Origin of the sequence: Albimonas pacifica (assembly GCF_900113695.1) — a bacterium.
GTDB lineage: Bacteria > Pseudomonadota > Alphaproteobacteria > Rhodobacterales > Rhodobacteraceae > Albimonas > Albimonas pacifica.
Genome location: NZ_FOQH01000002.1, coordinates 636644 through 652314 on the forward strand (window position 1 = coordinate 636644; position 15671 = coordinate 652314).

Below are 15671 nucleotides of genomic sequence, written 5' to 3' on the forward strand. Positions count from 1 at the left end.
GCGCCACGCGGCAAGGCGGCCGGCGCCTGACCGGCGGCGGGGCGACGCCCTGCGCCGCCCCCCTCGCCTCCGGCCGCCTCGCCGGCTCAGGGCTGGCGCGACAGCCGCGCCTGGATCGCCAGCCCCACGGCCAGCACCAGCCCGCCGGCCACCACGCTCAGGAAGCCCAGCGCCGGCACCATCGGCGTGTAGCCGCCGATCATCTTGCCGTAGAGCCACTCCGGCACGGTCACGTCGGCGCCCGAGGTGAAATAGCTCAGCGGGAAGTTCCCCCAGCTCAGCAGCACCGCGAACAGGAGCCCCGAGAACACCCCCGGCCACAGCAGCGGGAAGGTGACGTCCTTGAACACCATCCACCGGGTCGCGCCGAGATCGCGCGCCGCCTCCTCGACCGAGGCGTCGTAGCCATAGGCCTGGATCGCCACCACCATGGTCACGATCGGCGCGATCCACACCAGGTGCGCGAAGACCGAGGCGTGCCAGGTCATGTCCAGCCCCAGCGTGTTGAACCACAGCTGCAACGCCAGCCCCAGCACCGACTGCGGGAAGAAGATCGGGGCCAGCACGATCTGCTGGTACCAGCCCTTCCCCGTCCAGTCGTGGCGCGCATAGGCCAGCGCCCCGAACACTGCCAGCACCGTGGCGATCACCCCCACCACCGCCGCCAGCGCCACCGAGGTCCACAGCGCATCCCGGATCTGCAGCGAGGCGAAGCTCTCCTCATACCATTTCAGCGAGTACTTGCGGATCGGGAACAGGAAGAACCGGCTCTCGGACAGGGAGGCCAGCCCCACCGCCACCAGCGGCAGGTACAGCACGACCACCACGATCCACAGCCAGGCGGAGCGGAGGCGGTCGGCGAGCGAACGACGCTCCATCACTTCCTCCCCAGCATGGAATCGAGGTCCAGCCGGCGCAGCCCGAAGAAGGCCGCCGCCCCCGCCAGCACGATCACCAGCACCGACAGCGCCGAGCCGCGCGGCCAGTTCTGCCCGAAGGTGAAGGCGCTCTCGATGTCCTCGGAGACGGTGACGATCACGCCCTTGCCGAGGAACTTCGACTCCGAGAACGCGCCCAGCGAGATCACGAAGACCAGCAGCGCGCCGATGACCAGCCCGGGCGCGGCGAGCGGCAGTTCGATGTCGCGGAACTGCTGCCAGCGGCTGGCCCCGAGGTCCTGGGCCGCCTCCAGCGCCGCGGGGGGCACGTTGGCCAGCCCCAGCATCATCGGGAACAGCATGAAGGGCAGGTAGATGTAGACCATGCCGAACACCACCACCGGCACGTTGGCGGTCAGCGAGCCGGTGGAGAGCCCGACCGTCGCCTTCAGCCCCCCGTCCAGCAGCCCCGCCCGGTCGAGGAACAGCGACCAGCCCTGCAGGCGGATGTTCTCGGCCACGAACAGCGGCGCCACGATCAGCACCGTCAGCAGCAGCGCGCGCGAGGGCGAGAGCTTCTTGATCGAGACCGCCAGCGGCCAGCACACGGCCATCAGGATCACGGTGGTCAGCAGCGCCAGCCAGATCGACCACAGGAACGAGATGTGGAAGTTCTGCGCGACGATGTCGACGTAGTTCTCGAAGGTCGGCGCCGAGGTCAGGGAGAACGTCCCCCGCGGCATGAAGCTGTAGACCGCCACGATCAGCAGGGGCGCCAGGAACCCCAACCCCAGCAGAAGCAGCATCGGCAGGGCGCAGAGCAGCCCGGTCGAGGGCCGCCAGGCCGGGCGCGCCGGGGCCTCGGACGGGCGGGCGGAGGCGGCGGAGGCGGGCAGGGTCTCGGAGAGGTCGGTCATGCCGGGCTCACTCCGCGAACAGCAGGCTGTCGGCGGGCGAGAAGCTGAGCGCCACCTCGCGGGTTGCCGGGGGCTGCCCGCCCATGCCCTCGACCAGCAGGGTCGTTCCGCCGGCGCGCACCTGGTACTGCACGCGGCTGCCGAGAAGGTATTCGTTGAACACCTCGCCCCGGATCGGCTCGGCCGCGGCGGGGTCGAAATGCAAGTGCTCGGGCCGCACGATCAGGGCGCCGGACTTGAAGCCGGCCGGCGCGTCCGGTGGCGGGTCGAAGGCCATGGCGAGGGGTTCGCACCACAGCCGGCCGTCCTTGGCCGTCACGGGGAAGGCGTTCACCTCGCCGAAGAACTCCGAGACGAAGCGGGTCCTGGGCCGGTCGTAGACCTCGCGCGGGGAGCCGACCTGCGCCAGGCGCCCGTCGCGCATCACCCCGATGCGGTCGGACATCACCATCGCCTCCTCGAGGGAATGGGTGATGTAGATGAAGGTCTTGCCGGTTTCCCGCTGGATGTCCTTCAGCTCCTTCTCCAGCGTCTTGCGCAGCCGGTAGTCGAGCGCGGAGAGCGGCTCGTCGAAGAACAGCACCTCGGGGTCGTAGGCGAGCGCGCGCGCCAGCGCCACGCGCTGCTTCTCGCCGCCGGAGCACTTGGTGACCGCGCGGTCGTAGTAGGAGGCGGGGAGGTGGGCGAGCGCCAGGCACTCCGTCGCCCGCTCGCGCCGTTCCTTCTTGCCGATGCCGCGGCATTTCAGGGAATAGGCCACGTTCTCGCCCACGGTCATGTGGGGGAACAGGGCCAGCGACTGGAACACCATGCAGAACGGGCGCTTGTTGGCGGGGGTCTCGTTGATGCGCTGGCCGCGCAGCAGGATCTCGCCGCGGGTGGGGGCGTCCATGCCCACCAGCATCCGGATCAGCGTCGTCTTGCCCGAGCCCGAGGGCCCGACGATGGTGAAGAACTCGCCCTCGGCGATCGAGAGATCGACCCGCTCGACCGCGGCGAAGTCGCCGAAGATCTTGTCGACGCCCCTCAGTTCCAGGATGGGGCTGCGCTCAAGGATGGGCTGCGGCATGCGCCGGTCTCCCGTCTCGTGATGGGCGCGCCTTGCGCGAGGATCATCGCGCGGAAGGGCGCGGAAAGGGGGAGGGCGGGGGCGGCCCGAGTTGACAGCTGTCAACTCTGCAACCGCCCCCGCCCCTGGATCAGAACCCGCGCGAGCGCTTGGCCTCGGTGTACATGTCGTGCATCGCGTCGTAGTCGGGGTTGATGTCGAAATCGATGCAGCGGTCGACGAGCGTCTTCAGCTCGGCCCCGTCGGCGCCCCACATCACCGCGTCGAGCTCGTCCTGCGAGAACAGCTCCAGCACCGTCGGGTCGCCCATCTGCACCACCGGGTTCAGCGTGCCGGGCGCCATGGCGGCGACGCGGTGGCAGGCCTCGGGGGTGTGGCAGTAGATCAGGAAGGCCTCGGCCAGCGGCGTCGGGTCGGGGTGGTTCACCAGGCTGGTGACCTCGATCCAGATGATGCCGGACTTGCCGTCGGGGGTCTCGGCGGTCTTCGTCTCCTCGATGCCCATCTTGGGCAGGACGCAGGTGATCTCCGACATCCCCTCCATCCGCGCGGCGGAGACGGAGTAGAGCGAGCCGGGGAAGCAGCCCACGATCTCGCCGGTGATCATGTCGCGCGCGAGCGCCGCGGCGTCGGCCGAGATCTTCTTGGCGTTCTTCATCACCTTGAAGATCATCTCCTCGTAGGCGGCCATCTCGTCGGCGGTATGCTCGCGGAACGGCGAGAAGCCGGCGGCCATGCAGGCGTGCATGATCACCCAGTTTTCGTAGTCGAGGATGCCGTACTCGCCCGCGTGCCCGTCGATCAGGGCCGCGTAGCCGCCGTCCTCGATCTCGGCCGCGTCGATCAGCGAGGAGTTGATCGCAACCCCCGAGGGCCCGTAGCGCTGGATCATGCCCAGCAGGGCGCCGTCGTCGGCCATCGCCCATTTGTAGGGCCAGGCGAACTCGGGGACGTTCATGGCGTAGAGCGGCTCGAACTTCGCCTTGTCCAGCGGCACGATCAGGTCGTTGGGATAGAGGATCTTCCGCTGCCAGGCGTTGTTGAGGTTGATGATGTCCCAGGTATTGGTCCCGCCCGAGCGCAGGTTGTTCACCGCCGACGGGTCCGAGATCAGCATCTGCGGGTTCACGTTGGCCCCGGTCTGGGTCGAGAACGGGTCGAGCACGGGCTCCTCAGTGTAGCCCTCCCAGGAGTGCAGGTTGAGGTCCATGCGGAAGGAGCCGGACTTCAGCTCCTCGACGGTCTTGGCCCAGAGGTCGTCGGCATAGGTCGCGCCCGGACCCGCCTTCACCCGGCCCCCGGTCAGCGAGGCGGCGAAGCCGGCCCCCAGGCCGGCGAGGACGGTGCGGCGCGACGGGCCCCGGTGCGGGGGCAGGAACTGGTTCTTGTTCATGCGGCGGTCTTTCCCTGTCGGTTGGCTCTCCGGCCGGGGTGTCTCCCCCGGTCCGCTCCTGATCGCGCCGCCGACCGCCCCTCGGCCGCCGGCGCTGTTCTCCTGGCGGCTCCCACCCCCTGGTTCCCGGGGGACCGCCTCACCCGCGGCGCAGCGGCCGCATCGCCCCCGGCTCGCGCCGGATCACTCGGCCGCCACGGAGCAGCAGCCCGCGTGGGTCGAGGCCTCGTTCTTCTCCGGCGGCATGTTCAGCGCCGGGTTCATGTCGAAGAAGCCGTTGGGCATCAGCGTGAAGCCGGTCCTGACCACCGGCTGCACGGGGAAATCCTCGAGCCGCGGCATGTGGTGCAGGCCGAAGACGTGCCAGGCGACGATGTCGGCGCCTTCCACCGGGCGCTGGCGGGCGACGTATTTCGGCAGCCCGTCGGTCCCGTCGGAGTGGTTCATGAACTCGCCGGCGGGGAAGCGCTCCTCCGGGTCGTAGGCGGTCACCCACAGGTCGTTGTAGATGAAGGGCATGCGCGAGCCGGACGGGCCCTCGGGCTTGTTGAAGGGCGTGATCGAGTGCACCGGCTCCAGCTTGAAGGCGGTGGGGCGGCCCATGCGGTTGCGCCCTTCGGCGGAGACGAATTTCCAGTAGCGCTCCTTTTCGGGGGCGCGCTTGCGGCCGCCCTCGGCCGTGATCGGCGTCTCCTGGATGTAGAAGGCGTTGCCGTAAGGATTCTCGGGGCCCATCGGGGGCGCGAGCGTGTCGCATTCGACGACCGAGCACTTGTCGCCGTCGACCGCCAGGTCGATGCGCGCGCAGAATGTGTGCTGGTGGATCTGGCCGAGCACGCCGGGGGCGACCTCGGTCCCGTATTTGCCGGGGTTCCCGGGCTCGCAGCCGACGGTGTTGATGATGCCGGTGGCCTTCATCTCGAACTGGATCGTGCCGTCGAGCATGAAGTACCAGTAGGAGGCGTATTCGTAGTTCCCCACGGTGGAGATGGAAGAGATCACCAGTTTCCGGGCGCGGCGCACTTCGGTGCGGTCGGTGCGGAAGTCCCAGTGCTTCCACAGGACGCCGTCGTCTTCCTCGTGGATGCAGATGGCGTTCTTGATCTTCTCGGGGCTGCCGTCGATGCCGGAGACGAAGCCGTCGAGATACTGGATCGCGCCGAGGCAGTCGCAGCCGAGCTCCAGCGAGTTCGCGAGCTTCCCGAGCCCATATTCGCCGATGTCGAAGACGTTCTTGCGCGCGTGCTGCCGGGCGGGGGAGCCGTAGGGGACCACCATCTCGGCGATCGAGAGGCGGTAGAAGGCGGGGCGGCCGTCGAGCTTCACGTCGTGGAGCGTCAGGCCCTCGCGGCCGTTGAAGCCGATGACCATGTCCCAGTCGGCCCAGGTGATGCGCCGGCCGTCCATGTCGAAGCTGACGCCCTCGGGCTGGACCACGTCGATGGGCTTGAGGTCCTTGCGGAACCCGTCCTGGAACTGGGCCTCGTAGTTGACGTCTTCCTTGGGGACCTCGCGGACGCCGTAGTCGTCGATGCGGATCACTTCCATCTTCTTGATGTCGACGACGGGGTTCAGGCCCTCGATCGGGTGGGCGTAGAGGTTGTCGTAGGGGCCGGACTTCACCCAGCAGAAGGTGTGGGCGACGTGTTTCCCTTCCTCGCCCTCGACGCCGAAGTTGCCGGCGGACCAGGGGTCGACGCAGACCAGGGAGACGTCCTCGATGCCGCGCTTGGCGCAGGCGGCCTGGAATTCGGGGTTCGCCTTCACCGTGGCTTCGATCTGGAGGAACTCCTCGGCCATGATCATCGGGCGGGCGCTCTCGACGAAGGTCTCCGACAGGATCTTTCCGGCGGAGAGGGAGACGACGTATTTCCACACGCCGATCCGGCCCATCTCGAAGACGTTGACGCGGGCCTCGCGGGGGAAGTCGTCGCCGGGGGAGAAGGCGCGGACGCGCTTCTTGGAGGGCTCCTTCAGCTCGATCATCTCGAAGCGCAGGGCCTCGGTCCTGCGGGCCGCGCGCACCAGCTGGGCGGCGTAGGCGATCTCGCTCTCGGTCAGGGGCTCCAGAGGATGGGTCGGCGCGTGGTCGGCGGCGATGGGCGTCTCGGGCTTGTTCATGTCCGTCCTCGGGGGCTGGCGCCGGCCTTGGCGGCGCGAGGGTCTCCATAAGGCTGATGCGGGGCGCGAGGCCCCGGCATGTTGCGCTCGCGAAGGCTGCGCCCGGGATCGACTTGATGTCGACAAAAAACGGGCACCTGCTCGGATCGTGCTGCAAATTTGCGCAGAAATGTCCAGACATGCCCGCGTTGAGGGCGCCCGCTTTCGCGGGGTGCGAAATCCCGATACGGGTCTCTTCCGCCGGGGCGCCCCGGCCCCCGGCGGAGGGCCTGCGGGGGCCTAGTCGAGCGCCTCCAGCGATTCGGGCAGGATCTGGCCGCCGTCGACCACCAGCGTCTGGCCGGTGATGTAGCCGGCCTCCTCGGAGGCGAAGAACAGCGCCGCATGCCCGATGTCGGCGACCGAGCCGATCTTCTTGAGCGGGATCGAGGCGGCCATGGTGGCGAGATAGTCCTCGCCCAGCCCGTCGAGCCCCTCGGTCATCACGTTGCCCGGCATCACCGCGTTGATCGTGGCGCCGAGCTTCGCGAGCTCGATGGCGGCGGTGCGCAGGAAGCCCAGCTGCCCCGCCTTGGAGGCGCCGTAGTGCGCCCAGCCGGGGAAGCCGGTCACCGGGCCGGTGATCGAGGAGGTCAGCACCACCCTGCCGCCGGGTTTCTTCGCGAACTCCGGCAGCACCGCCTTGGTGCACAGGAAGGCGCTGCGCAGGTTGGCGGCCATGACGGCGTCCCAGTCCTCGGGGCTCATTTCGGCGAGGCTCACCTGCGGGAAGACGCCGGCGTTGGCGCACATGACGTCGAGGCTTCCGAAGGTCTCGACGGTCGCCGCGACCAGGCCCTGCACCGCGTCCCAGTCGGAGACGTCGCAGACATGGGTCGCGACCGTCGCTCCGCCCGCCGCCAGCTCGGCCGCCGTCGCCTCCAGCGCCTCGGCCCCGCGGGCGGCGAGCATCACCTTCGCGCCGCGGTCGGCGAAGACCTTGGCGATGCCCTTGCCGATGCCCTTCGACGCCCCGGTCACCACCACGCCGCGTCCCTCGATCGATGTCAGCACGATCCCGTCTCCTTCGCTGCATTGCCGTCAGGACCGCGGCAATTCTTGTGCCATGCAGCAGGGCTCGCTAGCGTCCGGGCCTGTGGCGCCGGACTTGCAGGTCCGGACAAGCCTGCGGAACGGACGAGGGGAAGACGGCGGATGACAGGGCTCTACACGGAGGCGTTCCTGGAGGACCTGCGCGCGCATGCGGGCGGGCTGGCGTCGCAGTGGGGCCTGTCGCCCGAGACGCAGGCGACCCTTCTGAACATCTCCGAGAACGCCACCTTCCGCCTCGACGACCCGCAGGCCGGGGCGCCGGTGGTGGTGCGCGTCCACCGCCCCGCCTATCACACCCCCGCCGAGATCGCCTCGGAGATCGCCTGGCTGGAGGCGCTGCGCGCCGAGCAGGTGGTCGCCACCCCCGCCATCCTGCCGGTCGCCGGCGGCGGCAAGGTCGCGACCTTCGTCCACGACGGCGAGACCCGCCACGCGGTCGCCTTCGAGTGGATGGAGGGCGCCGAGCCCCAGGCCGGCGCCGGCCTCGTCCCCGGTTTTCGGGATCTGGGCGCGATCTCGGCCCGCCTGCATGCGCATGTCCGGCGGTGGGCGAAGCCCACGGGGTTCATTCGAAAAACCTGGAACTGGGAGACGACGGTCGGCCCTGTGATGCACTGGGGCGACTGGCGCGACGCCGACGGGCTGGACGCGGAGGGCCGCGCGATCCTGGAGCGGACCGCGCAGGCGCTGCGCGCGCGGCTCGGGGCCTATGGCGAGGGGGCGGACCGTTTCGGGCTAATCCACGCCGACCTCAGGCTCGCGAACCTGCTGGAGGGGGACGGGCGGCTGGGGGTGATCGACTTCGACGACTGCGGCTTCGGCTGGTTCGCCTACGACTTCGCCGCCGCGATCTCGTTCCTGGAGACCGAGCCCTACATCCCCGACCTCGCGGCCGCCTGGCTGGAGGGCTACGCCGCCGTCGCCCCCCTGCCGCCGGAGGCCGAGGCGATGCTGCCCCACATGATCATGCTGCGCCGGATGCTGCTGACCGCCTGGATCGCCAGCCACGCCGAGACGCCCACCGCGCAGGAGCTGGTGGCCGACGGCTACACGTCGGGCACGGTGGCGCTCGCTGAGCGCCATCTCGCCACCGTCTGAGGGAGATCCCATGACCGCCGAGCCCCGCGCCATCCTGTCGATGAACGCCTTCTCGGGCGAGGCGGGGGACGACCCGCTGCTGGCCCGCAGGCTGGCGAACATGGGGGCGGCGGCGGTCCTGTTCTACGACAAGCCGGTGGAGATGGTTTCGGGGCAGGGCGCCTGGATGACGGACCGCTCGGGCGCGACGTATCTGGATTTCTACAACAACGTCCCCTCGCTGGGGCATTGCCACGGGGCGGTGGTCGAGGCGGTGCGCGACCAGATCGGCCGGCTGAACATCAACAGCCGCTACATGGTCGAGATCGTGGACCGCTACATGGAGGCGCTGAAGGCCACCCTGCCTTCCGACCTGTCCAACGTGGTGCTGAGCTGCACCGGGTCCGAGGCCAACGACCTCGCCCTGCGGCTGGCCGAGGTCTGGACCGGCAGGCGCGGCTTCGTGGTCACGCAGACCGCCTATCACGGCAACACCGCCGCCACGACCGAGATCTCGCCGAGCGCCTACAAGAAGGGCGGCGGCTCGCCGCGCATCCGCACCGTCCCGGCGCCGGACCCGGCCGTCTACGGGGAGGATCTGGCGGGAGGCTTCGCGAAGGCGGTGGCCGAGGCGGCCGCCGACCTGGAAGCCTCGGGGCATGGTTTCGCGGGGATGATCTGGGACTCGATCTTCTCCTCGGACGGCGTGCATGCCGATCCGCAGGGGTTCCTGAAGGCGGCCGAGGGCGCGGTCCACGCCGCCGGCGGCCTGCTGATCGCCGACGAGGTGCAGCCGGGTTTCGGGCGCACCGGGGTGATGTGGGGGTTCGAGCGGCACGGCCTCGCGCCCGATATCGTCACCACCGGCAAGCCGATGGGCAACGGGTTCCCCATGGCCGGGACCATGACCCGGCCCGAGATCCTGTCGCGCTTCGTCGAGGAGTTCGGCTATTTCAACACCTTCGGCGCCAACCCCGTGGCGGCCGCCGCGGGGCTGGCGGTGGTCGAGACCCTGCGCTCCGAGGGGCTGATCGCCCGCTGCGCCGCCGCGGGCGCGACGCTGAAGGCGGAGCTCGAGGCGCTGGCCGCGCGCGATCCCCGCATCGCGGCGGTGCGCGGGGCGGGGCTGTTCCTGGGCGTCTCGCTGGGGCGCGAGGACGCGCCGGACGGGGCGCTGGTGCGCGCGGTGCTGGCGGGGCTCGGGCGGCGGCGGGTGCTGATCGGCGCCGCCGGGCGCTATGGCGAGACGCTGAAGCTGCGCCCGCCGCTGATCCTCTCGGACGCCGAGATCGACCATTTCGTCCAGGCGCTGGCCGACACGCTGGCCGAAACCCCCTGATCCCGCGAAGGAGCCTCCCGATGCCCCAGTTCGCCGCCCCCGACGAGACCACGCGCATCCCGCTCGACACCGGGCACGAGGTGGTCGCCTATTCCTGGGGGGAGGGCGAGCCGGTGATGCTGCTCTCGGGCGGGCCGGGCCTGCCGTGCCGCTACCTCGCCGAGCCGCATCTGCGGCTGGTCGACGAGGGGTTCCGGGTGGTGAGCTACGACCAGCTCGGCACCGGCGCCTCGGACCGGCCGGACGATCCGAAGCTGTGGCACGTGGCGCGGTTCGCGACCGAGGTCGACCAGGTGCTGCGGGCGCTCTCGCTCGAACGCCCGCACCTGCTGGGCCATTCCTGGGGCGGCTGGCTCGGGATGGAGTTCGCCGTCGCGTATCCCGGCAGGCTGAAGAGCCTGACGCTCGCCGACACCGCCGGCGACATCCCGCATCTGGTCTCGGAGCTCGATCGCCTGCGCGAGGGGCTGGGGATCGAGACGGTGCGCATGATGCAGCGGCGCGAGGCGCTGGGGCAGTACGAGCACCCCGAGTATCTCGCCGCCATCACGCTCCTGAACTACCGCCACATGTGCCGGCTGGACGAATGGCCCGAGCCGATGACCGCCTCGGTCGCCGACTGGAACATGGCCCCCTATTTCGAGGTGCAGGGGCCCAACGAGTTCCACTACATCGGCAATCTCAGCGACTGGACCCGGCTGGAGGAGCTGGGGGCCTTCGACGCCCCGGCCCTGGTCCTCTGCGGCGCCCATGACGAGATGACCCCGGCCTGCGCCCGGCGTCTCGCCGCGGCGATCCCGGGGGCGGAGATCGAGGTCTTTCCCAACAGCGCCCACTGCCCCTTCTACGAGGAGCCGGAGGCCTATTTCGCCCGCGTCGCGGGCTTCCTGAAGGCGGCCGGCTGACCGCGCCCCCCCGCGCCCCGGGCGATCCGGGACGCGGGGGGGGCGTCAGGGCAGGTCGATCGGGCGCTCGATGGGCGGGGCGGCGGGAGGCTCCTCGCCGTCCTCCTCGTCTTCGGGCGCCGCGATCTCGTAGTCGCCCAGGTCGCCGTCCGCGGCGGGGGCGAGCGGGGCGAGCGCCTCGGGCCGGGGGGTGGCTTCGGCCGCGAAGGGCAGAGGGGCCGCGGCGGGCAGGTCGAAGGCGTCGAGGTCGAAGTCCAGCCGCAGCGACAGCCTGTCCAGCGCCCAGGCCTTCAGCGTCGCCAGGAACTCGGGCGCGTTGCGCGGGATGCGGCGGTGCTGGACCCCGCCGGGGAAGTCGGTCGAGGGCTCCTTCACCGCGAGGTCCTCGGCGGCGTTCAGCGGGTCGATCAGGCCGGCGAGATAGTCGGCCATCCCGGGCCGGGCGGTCACGACCGCGATCCGGCCGAGCGCGTCGATCCGCCCTTCGCCCAGCGGCGTGGCGCCGCCCTGGGGGTCGATCCAGGCGATCGAGACGGGCGTCGAGGGGGCGTCGTCGCGGGCGGCGTCCGTGTCCGGGGTCGACATCTGCGGGCTCTCCTGGGCCGAGGTCTGCTGGGCGGGGCTTTCGGGGACGGGGCCCTCGGCGACGGGACTCTCGGGGACGGGGCTCTCATGGGCAGGGGGCGGCATGGTCGCGTCCTCCTCAGACCGTGGCGGGGGCGGCCTGGGAGGCGCGCGCGTCGGCGTCGTCCGGGTCGCCCGTCATCGGCGGCGGCGGCGGGCCCTGCACCAGCCTGCGCACGCCCTTGCCGACGGCCCAGGCCTCGGCCTCGATGGGCTGGGCCTTGTAGGCGTGGTGGTCGTCCTGGGGGACCACATAGCCGCCGGCCCCCTTGTTCGCCGCGAAGATCCGGGCCTGATCGTACTCCGGATCGCCGGGCTCGAGCAGGCCTTCGTCGAGCTGGCGCACCAGCGCCTCCTGGTAGTTGTGCACGTTCTCGTGGACGACGGTGTCGAGCATCTCGAGGAAGTCGTCCATCATCGCGGTCGGGTGGCCGTTCACGCGGATCACGCGCATCGAGGCGTTGTAGTAGCCCGAGGAGGCGGGCATCGCCGCCTCGAAGATCTCCACCGCCACCGGGTCCATGCCGTAGATCTCGCACTCCACCGCCACGGTGCGCTGCAGGGCCTTCAGCCGGTCGGCCAGGGACAGGGTCGCCCATTCGGCGCGCGCGGCCTGCAGGTCGTCGTCCTCGGCGATGCGGTCGGCGAGCTCCTGCTGGCGCTCCGCCTCCAGCGCCTGGAATTCGGGGCTGGGGGTCATCGCCTGGTAGAGCTTGTTCTGCAGCGCCCGCTCGTCGGGCTCGAGCGCGTTTCGCCCGGCGCGCAGGGCGTCGAGCAGGTCGAGCTTGCGGTCCGCGCTCAGCGCCTGCAGGTCGGCGGGCGAGATCGCGTCGAGCTCGGCCTTCGCCTCGGCGCGCGCGGTCTCGGCCTTCGCCGCCTCGACCTCGTAGAGCTCGGCGTCCGCGTCGGCGGCCAGCACCGAGCCGTCGCGGGGGTCGACCGAGCCGGCGGGCAGGGTCACCCGGGCGCGGGCGGCGGCGAGCTGGGCCTGCACCGCGGTCTCGAGCGCGGGGACCGCGGCGACCGCGGCGGGGAAGTCGAGCTCGTAGCGCAGCCGATCGACCGTGCCGTAGGCCTCTTCGCGCGCACGGGCCAGCCGCCTGAGCTCGGGCGTCAGCGGGCGCAGCGCCTCGGCGGCCTTGCGGTCGGCCCGCCCGGGGGCGAGCGCGGCCGTCACGGCGTCGTAGCCGGCGCGGGCGGCGTCATGCTCGGCCTTGCGGGCGAGCAGGGCGTCGACCGCGACCACGACTTCGGGCCAGGCGGCGTTGGCCTCGGCGTAGCGCTTTGCGTTCGCCGCGATGCTGAAGACCTGGTAGCGGCGGCTCAGCACCGCCAGGTCGCGCGCCACCTCCGGCGTGCAGGCCTTCATGTCCAGCGCCGCGCGGACGTCGGCCTCGCGGGCGGCCCAGGCGGATTCGAACGTCTGCATCTCCGGCAGGGCCGCGTTGTAGGTCGGCGCGAAGGCGGCGGCGTCGGTCAGGGTGCGGTCGATCTCGTCGAGCTTCTGCTCCGCCTCGTGCCAGCGGCTCGCGCCGGTCAGCGCGTTCAGCTCCTGCGCCTGCGCGACGACCTGGTCCTGCAGCTCGCCGATCCGGGGATGGACCCGGCGGAGCAGCTGGGTGACCGTCACGATGTCGGCCTTGAGCAGGGGCGTGAGCCGCGCCCTCACCCGGGCCGCGACGCCGTTGGTCTTGGTCACCGCCTGCTTGCGCACCGACTTGATCCAGTCGGCGACCTTGCGGGCTTCCGCGCGCAGGGCGATCGCCTCCATCCAGCGCAGGTCGGAGGCCGCGGCGTCGGCGGCGGCGAGCTTGCGCTCCAGGTCCGCCAGGGCCTTGTCGAGCGCGGGGCGGTTGGCCTCGGCGATGGCGCGGGCGGCGGCGCAGACCGGGTCGGTCTTGCGGATCGCGGTCTGCAGCGCCTCGTAGGTCTTGGTCGAGGCCCTGGTCTCGGCCTCCGCGCGGGCGAGCAGGTCGCGGGCGGCGGCCTTCAGCGCCTCGAGGCGCTGGGGCCAGTCGAGGGCGCCGCCGACGTTGGCGGCCTGGAAGGCGTCGAAGGCGCGGCGCAGCGCGCGCTGCAGCTCCAGCCCCTTGGGCGTGGCGACGCGCATGTCGAGCGCGCGCTGGATGCCCGGGGCCACCCGGCGATAGGCGGCGTAGGAGTCGGACTGGCGCCGGACCGCCTGGGCCTCGGCGTCCGCGATCGCGTCCACGTCGGCGATCGCGGCCTCCATCCGCCGGACCACGTCCTCGGCCGCGTCGACGTCGGCGGCGCGCTCGGCGGCCTCGAAGTCGCGCCCGAGGCCGCGGACCCTTTCCTTCCAGGCCTCGACGCCCGGATCGACGCTGACGCCGCGCGGGACGCGCACCAGCGCGCCGACCGCGGCGTTCCAGCGCTGGAGGGCGTCGCGGAACCGCGGCACGGCGGCGTCGGCGTCGGCCTGGACGCGCAGGAGCTCGGGCATCGAGGCGATCCAGAGGTCCGCGCTGCGGATGCAGGCGGCCCAGTCGTGCCTGGCCTGCGCCTCGGCCAGCGCCTTCCAGTGCTTGCGGTATTCCGCGAGCGCGGCCTTCGCCTCGGGCGTGGACTCGGGGATGCGGGGGAGCGCGGCGGCCTGCCGTTTGGCCTCGCGGATGCGGTCCAGGGCCGTGGTCTCGGCGGCCTTCAGCGTGTCGAACTCGGGCTTGCGCGCCACCAGCCGCCGGGCGTCGTCCACGGCGAAGGCCAACGCCTGGCGGGCGGCGGCGTATTCGTGGCGGGCGAGCTTCTGGTGGAACAGGGCGTCGGCGTTCTCGAAGACGCGGATGTCCTCGCCGAGCGCGCCGCCGATGTCGTAGATCGCGCGCGCCTCGTCGAACAGGGCGGCGTGGCGGGCGGCCTCGGTCATGAGCTGTTCGCGCTCGATCTCGGCCTGGCGCACCAGGGCCGCCTCGACGTCGATCAGGTCCGCCACGGTCTTCATCTGCGCGACCACGTCGGCGGGGGCGGCGGCGGGATCGCGGGAGGCGACCATCTTGTCGAAGCGCAGCTTCAGGCGTTCGAGCCTGCGGTGCAGCTTCTCGGCCTCGCGGGTGCCGCGGGGCACGGCGGCGGCGCGCTCGACGTCCTCGCGGATGCCGTCGAAATCGGCCAGGGCGCCGGCGATGCGCGCCTCGGCGGCCTGCGCGTCCTGCAGCGGCTCGGCGGCGGCGTCGGGCTGCGCGTTGGGGAGCGGGTTCTCCCTGACCAGCTTCGCGACCGTCAGCAGCGCCCGGTTCGCCTTGGCGTGATCGCCCCCGGCGGCGGCGAATTCGGCGAAGGCGAGCGCCTCGCGGATCATCGCCTTGCCGGGCACGTCGGCCTGCATCGCCGCCTGCGCCTTGGGCTCGAGCTCGGCATGGGCGCGGGCGTAGCGGGCGGCGTGCTCCTGGCCGCGGCGGGCGGCGTCGATCTCGGTCAGGCGGGGCTCGAGCCGGCCGGCGATGCGCATCGCGCGCACGAAGTCGCCCCGGCCGGCGGCATCCTGGGCCATCGCCAGCATGTCGCGCACCGTCTGCGGGTTGCCGGCGCGCCCGGCGAAGGTCTTCTCGAGCAGGGTCTTCAGGCGGCCGGGCGCGGAGGCCCACTGCGCCTTCGCCTCGGCCTGGGCCTTCGCCTCGGCCTCCAGGCGCAGGCGGGCCTCGAGCGCGTCGGCGTCGGCCTCGGGGTCGCCGCCGTCGTCGGTTCCGGCGAGGGTTTCGGCGTCGTCGTCCTCGCCCTGCTCCAGCACCGCGCCAGCGTCGTCGCAGACCTCGACCTTGCGCGAGACGCCGACGACCTTCCTCAGGAACGCCTGGATCTTGCCCGCGAGGCCGGTGGGGGGGCGTTCGGCGCAGAACAGGCGCAGCACGCCGCCGTCGAGCGTCATCTCGCCGCGCGCGGTTTCGGTGCGGCCGGTGCGCTGCTTGGCGGTGCGCTCCATCTCGGTGGGGCGCAGGCCGCGGCCGCCGAAGAACACGGTCTCGGCCGGGTTCGCGCCGATGCACAGGCCGAAGGGGCGGCGCGCGCCGGCGCTGTCGCCGATCGCGCGCTTGAGGTCCTTGGCCTCCTGTTCGGACATCGGCTGGGGCATCGCCTGCTCCTTCTCCAGCGGGGTCTGTCCGTTGGTGCCCGCGGGGGCGGAGAAGGTTCACGGGGAAGGGGCGCGCGTCGGGCCTCGGGGGCGGGGCGCCGCGTCGGGCGTCGCGCGGGCCGCGCCCGCCCGCCCGCGGCGCGGCGGCGGCGTCGCGCCCGGGGCG

The 15671-nt window shown here is 71.7% G+C and carries 11 protein-coding genes; 3 read left to right on the forward strand and 8 right to left on the reverse strand.

Translation table 11 applies throughout. From position 1 onward, the window contains the following. Positions 1–86: 86 nt before the first annotated feature. The 6 genes from BM064_RS05490 to fabG all read right to left on the reverse strand — a co-directional run bounded on the left by BM064_RS05490 (position 87) and on the right by fabG (position 7431). The gene (locus tag BM064_RS05490) at positions 87–878 is read right to left on the reverse strand and encodes an ABC transporter permease (protein ID WP_092858655.1); all 792 of its coding nucleotides are present in this window, start codon (positions 876–878) and stop codon (positions 87–89) included. Then, positions 878–1795, reverse strand: a complete 918-nt coding sequence (locus BM064_RS05495; protein ID WP_092858657.1) for an ABC transporter permease — start codon at positions 1793–1795, stop codon at positions 878–880. The genes BM064_RS05490 and BM064_RS05495 overlap by 1 nt, the downstream gene beginning before the upstream one ends. A 7-nt stretch (positions 1796–1802) precedes the next feature. Then, the gene (locus BM064_RS05500) at positions 1803–2864 is read right to left on the reverse strand and encodes an ABC transporter ATP-binding protein (protein ID WP_092858658.1); all 1062 of its coding nucleotides are present in this window, start codon (positions 2862–2864) and stop codon (positions 1803–1805) included. A 130-nt stretch (positions 2865–2994) separates the two neighbouring features. Beyond that, a complete protein-coding gene (locus BM064_RS05505) occupies positions 2995–4257 on the reverse strand; it encodes an ABC transporter substrate-binding protein (RefSeq protein ID WP_092858659.1) in 1263 nt (420 codons plus the stop codon). 183 nt (positions 4258–4440) lie between these two features. Then, on the reverse strand, positions 4441–6378 hold the full coding sequence (locus tag BM064_RS05510; protein ID WP_092858661.1) for a primary-amine oxidase: 1938 nt from the start codon (positions 6376–6378) through the stop codon (positions 4441–4443). A gap of 279 nt (positions 6379–6657) precedes the next feature. Next, complete coding sequence (fabG, locus tag BM064_RS05515; protein ID WP_092858663.1) at positions 6658–7431, reverse strand: 3-oxoacyl-ACP reductase FabG; 774 nt, start codon at positions 7429–7431, stop codon at positions 6658–6660. Positions 7432–7572: 141 nt separating this feature from the next. On the opposite strand from fabG, the gene BM064_RS05520 reads away from it, so the two are divergent. From BM064_RS05520 to BM064_RS05530, 3 genes are read left to right on the forward strand one after another with little or no spacing between them, the layout of a single operon-like run. After that, a complete protein-coding gene (locus BM064_RS05520) occupies positions 7573–8568 on the forward strand; it encodes a phosphotransferase enzyme family protein (RefSeq protein WP_092858665.1) in 996 nt (331 codons plus the stop codon). A 10-nt stretch (positions 8569–8578) separates the two neighbouring features. Then, the gene (locus BM064_RS05525; RefSeq protein ID WP_092858667.1) at positions 8579–9886 is read left to right on the forward strand and encodes an aspartate aminotransferase family protein; all 1308 of its coding nucleotides are present in this window, start codon (positions 8579–8581) and stop codon (positions 9884–9886) included. 20 nt (positions 9887–9906) lie between these two features. After that, positions 9907–10791 carry a proline iminopeptidase-family hydrolase gene (locus tag BM064_RS05530; protein ID WP_092858669.1) on the forward strand — a complete coding sequence of 295 codons (885 nt, stop codon included), beginning with the start codon at positions 9907–9909 and terminating at the stop codon, positions 10789–10791. 45 nt (positions 10792–10836) lie between these two features. Here the strand turns inward: BM064_RS05530 and BM064_RS05535 are convergent, their stop codons facing one another. Next, positions 10837–11481, reverse strand: coding sequence for a hypothetical protein (locus BM064_RS05535; protein ID WP_092858671.1), 645 nt, complete (start codon positions 11479–11481; stop codon positions 10837–10839). Positions 11482–11494: 13 nt separating this feature from the next. Continuing rightward, complete coding sequence (locus BM064_RS05540; RefSeq protein ID WP_092858673.1) at positions 11495–15505, reverse strand: hypothetical protein; 4011 nt, start codon at positions 15503–15505, stop codon at positions 11495–11497. Between the last annotated feature and the right edge of the window lie 166 nt (positions 15506–15671).

Bases quoted from the DNA above. Each gene is read 5' to 3' on its own strand.
- BM064_RS05525 (WP_092858667.1), top strand. From the start codon at position 8,579: ATGACCGCCGAGCCCCGCGCCATCCTGTCGATGAACGCCTTCTCGGGC.
- BM064_RS05510 (WP_092858661.1), bottom strand. From the start codon at position 6,378: ATGAACAAGCCCGAGACGCCCATCGCCGCCGACCACGCGCCGACCCAT.
- BM064_RS05535 (WP_092858671.1), bottom strand. From the start codon at position 11,481: ATGCCGCCCCCTGCCCATGAGAGCCCCGTCCCCGAGAGTCCCGTCGCC.
- BM064_RS05530 (WP_092858669.1), top strand. From the start codon at position 9,907: ATGCCCCAGTTCGCCGCCCCCGACGAGACCACGCGCATCCCGCTCGAC.
- BM064_RS05520 (WP_092858665.1), top strand. From the start codon at position 7,573: ATGACAGGGCTCTACACGGAGGCGTTCCTGGAGGACCTGCGCGCGCAT.
- BM064_RS05490 (WP_092858655.1), bottom strand. From the start codon at position 878: ATGGAGCGTCGTTCGCTCGCCGACCGCCTCCGCTCCGCCTGGCTGTGG.
- BM064_RS05500 (WP_092858658.1), bottom strand. From the start codon at position 2,864: ATGCCGCAGCCCATCCTTGAGCGCAGCCCCATCCTGGAACTGAGGGGC.
- BM064_RS05505 (WP_092858659.1), bottom strand. From the start codon at position 4,257: ATGAACAAGAACCAGTTCCTGCCCCCGCACCGGGGCCCGTCGCGCCGC.
- BM064_RS05495 (WP_092858657.1), bottom strand. From the start codon at position 1,795: ATGACCGACCTCTCCGAGACCCTGCCCGCCTCCGCCGCCTCCGCCCGC.
- BM064_RS05540 (WP_092858673.1), bottom strand. From the start codon at position 15,505: ATGCCCCAGCCGATGTCCGAACAGGAGGCCAAGGACCTCAAGCGCGCG.